Source organism: Polaromonas sp. P1_G2, assembly GCF_056405515.1.
The window spans coordinates 1-6,994 of the sequence record NZ_JBFUBY010000219.1 but is presented as its reverse complement, the minus strand read 5'-3'; the positions used below and the strand labels follow the sequence as shown (position 1 = coordinate 6,994).

The following is a 6,994-nucleotide window of genomic DNA, read 5'->3' as shown; positions in this document are numbered from 1 at the left end:
CGCCTTCGCTGGTCAGGATGCGCGGCTTGAGGAACAAGGACGCTGGAAACGATGCGCGCACCTCCAGGACCGCTGCATATTCGGTGCCCTTGTTCTGCCAGCTCAGTTCCGAGTTGCCGTAATAGTTTTTGCCGTCTTTTGCGCCTATGGCTTTGTATTCCAGGCGGACAGAGCCTGGCAGGCGGACCACGCCGATTTTGGTGGTTTCCGGCTGGGCCGTGGCCGCCGCCGGCGCCTCGGCGGGGCCGGCCGGCGCCGCTTCGGGCGCGCTTGCGGCGGAGGCCTCGGCCCTGGCGGCTGCCTCCGCGAGCAGGTCTGCGGGGGTCGGCTCATCGGGCACGTAGTTGGCCGGCCGCGGTTTGCGCGCCGGGACTACCGCAGGCTCGCTGAGCTCCGGCGTGGGTTTTTTCGGGGCGGGCTTTGGCTCCGGTGCGGGCTCGGGCAATGCAGCCGGCGGCGGCTCGGCTGGCTTTGGTGGAGGGATGCTGCGCGTCACAAAGGCCGCGGTGGCCTCTGAGGATGGCGGGCGCTCGGGGCCGAAGCGCACCGGCAGGGAAGTGAGCAGTAGCGTGTGCACGACCAGCACCACCACCGCCAGCAGGGCCAGCGCACGCCGGGACGGGGCGGCGTAGGAAGAAGGGGTGGCCAGGGTGCTCATGCCGCTTCGAATCCCAGGTCGCGGGAAAGTTGCCGTGCGGCCGCCACCAGGGGCCGGGCCACCGCGCCGTCCCAGGCGGCATCGAAGGTGGCCAGCGAGCCCAGCGCCACCATGCCCAGGGCCAGGTGGCCGTCGGCATCGAAGACCGGCGCGCAAAAGCCGGCCACGCCGGGCAGCAGCGTGTTAACCGCGCGCGCCATGCCGCGGCGGCGCACTTCCTCGAGCATATCGGCGACGCCGGCCATGGTTGTGGGCACATCCTGGCGCGCCAGTTTCTGGTTGCGGGCCAGCTCTTCCCTGACCAGCAAGGCGAGCCGGCCCTGCGGCCTGGCAGTGGCAACCAGGCGCGGCGATATAAACGCGGTGAAACACAGGCCGGTGGCCGACGACAGCAGCGGCATCACGTCACCGAGGCGCAGGTTGACGGTGACGGCCCGCGGCGATTCTTCCCAGTGCACCAGGGTAGGCCCCTGGTTGCCCCAGACGGCCAGGGCCAGGGTCTGGCCGGTCTGTGCCATCAGCGGCTGCAGGCGTTGCCGGGCCAGTTTTACGCTGTCCAGCCTTGAAAGGGAAGCAAGCCCTAACTTGAGCGCCGCCGGGCCGAGGTCGTAAAGGGTGGTGGCCGGGTCCTGGACCACCAGGGCCAATCGCTGGAAGCTCACGAGGTAGCGGTGGGCCTTGGCTGCGCTCATGCCGGCGGCGGCCGCCAGGTCGCGCAGCATCAGCGGGCCGGGCGAGGTGGACAGCACCTCCAGCAGTGCAAAACCGACCTCGACCGACTGGATGCCCGCGCGTTGCGGCGCCGGGCTGCTGCGTTGGGAGGCGGTGGCGCCGGGGCTGGCTTTCATGGGGGGTGACTAGAATTTCGGGTTTGCCGTGAGGCTGTGGATGCATGGATCGTAACGCGGGGGCCGGGGGCCGCCGCCGGCCACGGCACAATCAGGCCTTCGGCGAAAACCGGCAGCCACCCACCAGGATATCGATGAAACTTGCCACTTACAAAGACTCTTCACGCGACGGCCAGCTCGTGGTGGTGTCGCGCGATCTCTCCACGGCCCATTATGCGACCGGCATTGCCGGCAAGCTGCAGCAGGTGCTGGACGACTGGAACTTCATGTCGCCGCAGCTGCAGGACTTGTATGAAACCCTGAACCAGGGCAAGGCACGCCACGCCTTCCCCTTCGAGGCCTCGCGCTGCATGGCGCCCTTGCCGCGCGCCTACCAATGGGCCGACGGCTCGGCTTTCATCAACCATGTGGAACTGGTGCGCAAAGCCCGCAACGCCGAGGTGCCGGAAAGCTTTTACACGGACCCGCTGATGTACCAGGGCGGCAGCGACGATTTCATAGGCGCCTGCGACGACGTGGTCGTGGCCAGCGAGGATTTCGGCATYGAYTTCGARGCCGARGTCGCCGTGATCACSGGCGACGTGCGCATGGGCGCCACGCCGGCCCAGGCGCTTGAAGGCGTGCGCCTGCTGATGCTGGCCAACGACGTCTCCCTGCGCAACCTGATTCCCGACGAACTGGCCAAAGGCTTCGGCTTCTTCCAGAGCAAGCCGGCCACGGCCTTCAGCCCGGTGGCGGTGACGCCGGACGAGGTGGGCGAGGCCTGGGACAAGGGCCGCCTGCACATGACGCTGCAAAGCACCTGGAACGGCCGCAAGGTCGGCATGTGCGAGGCCGGCCCCGAAATGACCTTCCATTTCGGCCAGTTGATCGCCCACATCTGCAAGACCCGCAATGTGCGTGCCGGCAGCATCGTGGGTTCGGGCACCGTCAGCAACAAGGACTGGAGCCACGGCTACAGCTGCATCGCCGAAAAACGCGCGATTGAAACCATCGAAGACGGCAAGCCCAAAACCGAGTTCATGAAGTTCGGCGACACCATCCGCATTGAAGCAAAAGGCAAGGACGGCCTCTCGGTGTTCGGAGCCATTGACCAGAAGGTCGTCTCTGCCGTCTGAATCGTCCCCTGTGAGGGTTATTTCGCGTAGGCTTTTCGCGAACCGTCTTCGAACACGGCGTCGTCCCGCAGCAGCTTGCCTTCATCGTCCCAGCTTTTCTCGCGCGTGATACGGCCGCGCTCGTCGTAGCTTGACTCAGCCACCAGCTTGCCGGCCTCGTTGAAGCGCTGGTGCGTGCCCAGCGGCAACTGCCGGTAGCGGTTGGAGGCGCTGAAGCGGCCGGTCGAAGCGGTTTTGCCGCTGTCGAAAAACTCGGTGGTCTGCAGCCAGGCCGTGTCGCCTTCGCCGCCGTATTCGGTCTTGCTGCGCGGCTGGCCGTTGAGGTAATAGCTCTGGTCGCTGACGGGTTTGCCGGCCGACCAGCGCCTGTCGCGGGTCAACGCACCGCTGTCGGCAAACTTCTGCTCGCGTTCCCTGAAGGAGTTCTTGCCGTCCAGTTGCCACTGGATTTCGCGCCGCTTGACACCGGCGTTGTTGTAATGGCGTTCGGTGCGCGTGCTGCCCGTGATATCTTCCTGGTAATCCGGTTTTCCGTCTTCGCCCAGCGTTTCATGGCGGATGCGTTTTCCGCCCTGGTAGCTGCTGCGCCCTTTGAGAACGCCTTTGCCGCTGAACAGCTCAAGCTGCGAGGCGCGGCCCGAAAAACCGCACCAGTAGGCATCGTCGGCCGGCGGCGCCAGCAGGGGCTTGTCGCCGCAGCGCAGGGCTTGCAACTGGCCGCTTTCGTTGAACTCGGCGTAGGCCTGCTCGATGCTGCCGCCCTCGCGCGGCCCGTRAAACACGATGCGCTGCAGCTGCCCGTTGGCGTGAAAGCTGCGCGCCAGGCCCATCTGGCTGCCGTTGTCGTAGGTGCTGTCCCGCAGCACCTGCCCGCCGGGCGCGAAGTCGCGCGAACGGCCGTGCTGGTTGCCGCGCTCGTTCACGCTGTACTCGCGCTGCAGCTTGCCGTCTTTGTAATAGCGCACCAGGCCCATGAACTTGCCGCCTTGCAGCTCCTGCTCGCGCGCCAGCTGTCCGGAGTCGCGCTCCTTGCAGCGCATGATGCCGGTCTTGCCGGCGGTGGTGCCGCCGTGGTTGGGGTTGACGCTTTCGCCGTTGACTTCGCAGTCCTGCACCGCATACGCCCAAGCCGGCGCAAGGAGGCAGGCGCACAACAGGGCCAGGCGAGGCACGGCGCTCACGCGGCGGCCCCGGTCTGGGTGATGAAGAGCCGTATGCCGCGCAGGAACATCTCGACCGAAATCGCCACGAGGATCAGGCCCATGAGCCGTTCAAACGCCATCATGACGCGGTCGCCGGCCACGCGCTGGATGCGCTCGGACAGCACCAGCACCACGGCGCACACGGCCATGGTGACGCAGAGCGCGGCAATCCATTCGAGCCGGCGCGCCGGCGCCTGCGACACCAGCAGCATCACGGTGGCCAGCGCCGAGGGGCCGGCCAGCGCGGGAATGGCCAGGGGCACGATCAGCGGCTCGCCCTGCAGGGGCGCGGCTTCGGGCTGGTCCGAGGGGAAGATCATGCGCAGCGCGATCAGGAACATGACGACGGCGCCGGCGATCTGCAGCGACAGGTCGCTGAGGTTCATCAGGCGCAGAAAGCCGTCGCCGACGAACATGAAGGCCAGCAGCAGCAAAAAGGCGATCAGCACCTCGCGCAGGATGACGCGCATGCGACGCTCGGGCGCCACGCCTTTGAGGGCGTTGACAAAAATCGGGATGTTGCCGAAAGGGTCGGTGATCAGCAGCAACAGCACCGTGGCGGAGGCAAAGGTATAGGCCATGCCCCAAGCTTATCAGGCCGCTCTTGCCGGCACGGGCCGTCGCCGCGTGGCGCGGCCGCACGCCGGAAACAAAAAGCGGTTGACGTCCCGGCCCAGCGTTGCACAATGAAGATGCGAGCCGGGCCGCCCCGCCGCGCGCCCTTAGCCGCAACCATGCATAACATGCCAGGAGACATTCATGAGTGACGCAGACAATCCTTCTTTCCCCGGTTTCGGCAAGCTGGTGCCCGGCTTCGATTTTCTGCAAAACCTGGCCAAGCAGGCGGCCGGCAGCGCCACGCAGAACATCCCGCAACTGCCCAACCTCGGAAGTTGGGTGGCGCCCACGCTCAACGTCGAGGAACTCGACAAACGCATCGAGGAACTCAAGGCCGTGCAGTTCTGGCTGGACCAGAACGCCACCGCGCTCAAGGCCACCATCCAGGCGCTGGAAGTGCAGAAGATGACGCTGGCCACCCTCAAGGGCATGAACTTCAACATGGGCGACGTGGCCAATGCCTTCAAGCTCAAGGTCGCCGACAGCGTGGCCGGCGGTGTGCAGCGTGTGGCCGACAAGGCCAGGACGTTTTCGGGGCTGGAAGTGCCGCCCACGAGCTTTGGGACGGGCAAGCCTGCCGCCAAGGCCAAGGCGCCTGCCGCGGGCAAGGCCGCCGCCGCGCCGGCCGGTGTGGTCGACCCGATGCAGTGGTGGGGCGCGCTGACCCAGCAGTTCCAGGCGATCGCCACCGATGCGATGAAGGATGCGGCCAAAAAGACCGCGATGGACACGACCAAGAGCCTGGCCACGGGCCTGGCCAAGGACGCCATGAAAACCGCCACCGGCATGGCCACGGGCATGGCCCGCAACATGGCCGAAACGGCGGGCAAGACCGTGGCGGGCAGCGCGCGCGCGGCCATGAACACGGCGCTGCGCAGCAGCCAGGGCTGGCCCACGCCGGCCGCCGGCAAAACCGCCGCCAAGCCCGCCGCCAAAACCAAACCCAAAGCCCCGGCGCGCAAGGCCGCGCGAAAAACCTCGCGCTGACGTTTCCCCGCCTCCGATCAAGCTCCCATCGACTTTTTCACCGGAACCCCATGAAGCTTTTTCCCTACGGCCACGCCACCCATCCGCAATGGCAGATGGCTGCCGGCCTGGTGCTCGCGCAGCTGCGTGCCTACCTGGCGCTGCCCGGATATGCGAAATTCCCCACGCTGGCGCTGCTCTACATCACCGACCACTACGCGCCCCATGCGCAGGACATCCTCGACCACCTGAGCGCCGAGCTGCCCGATGTCACCGACTGGAGCGGCACCGTGGGTGTGGGCATCGCCTCCAACAATGTCGAATACTTCGATGAGCCGGCCCTCACGGTAATGCTCTGCGAATTGCCGCATGACCAGTACCGGGTGTTTTCCGGCGTTTCGCCGCTGCCGCCGGCCAGCAGCGGCCGTTTCAAGGCGCATACCGCGCTGGTGCATGCCGACGCCGGCACGCCCGACGTGGCCGAGCTGATCGCCGAGATGGCCGAGCGCACCGACAGCGGTTATGTGTTCGGCGGCCTGGCCTCCAGCCGCTCCGGCACCTTGCAGTTCGCGCTCAGCGGGCACGGCAACGTCAAGGGGCAGGGGGCGGCAGGCGGGGTGTTCAGCGGCGGCCTGAGCGGCGTGGCTTTCGGCCGGGGCGCGGCGCTGATGTCGCGCATCACCCAGGGCTGCCGGCCGGTGTCGGCGGACCATGAAATCACTGCCTGTGAATCCAATGTGGTGACCGAACTGGACGGCAAGCCGGCCCTGGACGTCATGCTGGCGGACCTTGACGTCTCGCTGGACCAGCCGCGCGAGGCACTGGCCAAGGTGCGCACCACACTGGTCGGCCTGAGCCGGCCGGCCGACATTCCCGATGACGGCCCGGCCCATGCCGCCGGCCGGCGCGCGGGCCAGTTCGGCGCCGAGGTGCGGGTGCGCCACCTGATAGGGCTGGACCCGGCGCGCCGCGGCATCGCGATCGCCGAGGTGCCGGCCGTGGGCATGAAGCTGGCTTTCTGCGAACGCAATATGGAAGCCGCGCGCGCCGACCTGGTCCGCGTCTGCGCCGAAATCCGCGAAGAGCTGGAGCCCGAGGAAGTCACGCTGGAAGTCGCCAGCGCCTTGAGCGCATCGGAGGCCGAATCGGCGCCGCATGCGGCGCGGCGCATCGCCGGCGCGGTTTACGTGAGTTGTTCAGGCCGCGGTGGCCCGCATTTCGGCGCGCCCAGCGCCGAGATGCAGATCGTGCGGCGCGCGCTGGGCGACGTACCCCTGGTGGGGTTTTTTGCCGGCGGCGAAATCGCGCGCCACCACCTTTACGGCTATACCGGTGTGCTCACGGTGTTTACAGCACCGGCCTAAAGAACCTGGGCTTCGAGCAATTCGACAGGGTCGCCGTAGCGCGCCGCCATTGCCACCACAGCCGGGTCACGCAGCGCGCACAAAAAGCCGTCCTTGATCAGTGTCTGTCCGCCGGCGGTGACTGTGGCGTCCAGCGTGATCAGATCCATGTGCACCGGCGGCTCTTCCCAGTCGGGCATCACGCGGCGTATGTAGTCGCTGGGCTGGGCCAGGTCTATGC

Annotated in this window: 6 protein-coding genes and 2 pseudogenes; 3 read left to right on the top strand and 5 right to left on the bottom strand. The window is 67.1% G+C overall.

Annotation, left to right across the window (positions count from 1 at the left end):
* Nucleotides 1-658 (bottom strand): annotated as a pseudogene (locus AC1D0P_RS18980) (DUF3108 domain-containing protein); the annotation flags it as partial.
* Nucleotides 655-1,506, bottom strand: coding sequence for an IclR family transcriptional regulator (locus AC1D0P_RS18975; RefSeq protein ID WP_477678178.1), 852 nt, complete (start codon nt 1,504-1,506; stop codon nt 655-657). The pseudogene AC1D0P_RS18980 and the gene AC1D0P_RS18975, both read right to left, overlap by 4 nt.
* A 134-nt stretch (nt 1,507-1,640) precedes the next feature.
* Here AC1D0P_RS18975 and AC1D0P_RS18970 point away from each other — a divergent pair, with 134 nt between their 5' ends.
* Nucleotides 1,641-2,624, top strand: a complete 984-nt coding sequence (locus AC1D0P_RS18970) for a fumarylacetoacetate hydrolase family protein (RefSeq protein WP_477678177.1) — start codon at nt 1,641-1,643, stop codon at nt 2,622-2,624.
* A gap of 17 nt (nt 2,625-2,641) precedes the next feature.
* Here AC1D0P_RS18970 and AC1D0P_RS18965 read toward each other — a convergent pair whose 3' ends face one another.
* On the bottom strand, nt 2,642-3,805 hold the full coding sequence (locus tag AC1D0P_RS18965; RefSeq protein ID WP_477678176.1) for a toxin-antitoxin system YwqK family antitoxin: 1,164 nt from the start codon (nt 3,803-3,805) through the stop codon (nt 2,642-2,644).
* On the bottom strand, nt 3,802-4,407 hold the full coding sequence (locus AC1D0P_RS18960; protein ID WP_477678175.1) for a MarC family protein: 606 nt from the start codon (nt 4,405-4,407) through the stop codon (nt 3,802-3,804). Before AC1D0P_RS18960 ends, AC1D0P_RS18965 begins: the two co-directional genes overlap by 4 nt.
* Nucleotides 4,408-4,585: 178 nt before the next feature.
* On the opposite strand from AC1D0P_RS18960, the gene AC1D0P_RS18955 reads away from it, so the two are divergent.
* Nucleotides 4,586-5,431, top strand: a complete 846-nt coding sequence (locus AC1D0P_RS18955) for a PhaM family polyhydroxyalkanoate granule multifunctional regulatory protein (protein ID WP_477678174.1) — start codon at nt 4,586-4,588, stop codon at nt 5,429-5,431.
* A 50-nt stretch (nt 5,432-5,481) separates the two neighbouring features.
* Nucleotides 5,482-6,774: an FIST signal transduction protein gene (locus AC1D0P_RS18950; RefSeq protein WP_477678173.1), complete on the top strand. Its 1,293-nt coding sequence runs from the start codon at nt 5,482-5,484 to the stop codon at nt 6,772-6,774.
* Here the strand turns inward: AC1D0P_RS18950 and AC1D0P_RS18945 are convergent.
* Nucleotides 6,771-6,994 (bottom strand): annotated as a pseudogene (locus AC1D0P_RS18945) (hypothetical protein); the annotation flags it as partial. The gene AC1D0P_RS18950 and the pseudogene AC1D0P_RS18945 sit on opposite strands and share 4 nt — an antisense overlap.

Excerpts from the sequence above, each read along its gene's own strand:
- AC1D0P_RS18975 (WP_477678178.1), bottom strand. The coding sequence starts at position 1,506 with ATGAAAGCCAGCCCCGGCGCCACCGCCTCCCAACGCAGCAGCCCGGCG.
- AC1D0P_RS18960 (WP_477678175.1), bottom strand. The coding sequence starts at position 4,407 with ATGGCCTATACCTTTGCCTCCGCCACGGTGCTGTTGCTGCTGATCACC.
- AC1D0P_RS18950 (WP_477678173.1), top strand. The coding sequence starts at position 5,482 with ATGAAGCTTTTTCCCTACGGCCACGCCACCCATCCGCAATGGCAGATG.
- AC1D0P_RS18955 (WP_477678174.1), top strand. The coding sequence starts at position 4,586 with ATGAGTGACGCAGACAATCCTTCTTTCCCCGGTTTCGGCAAGCTGGTG.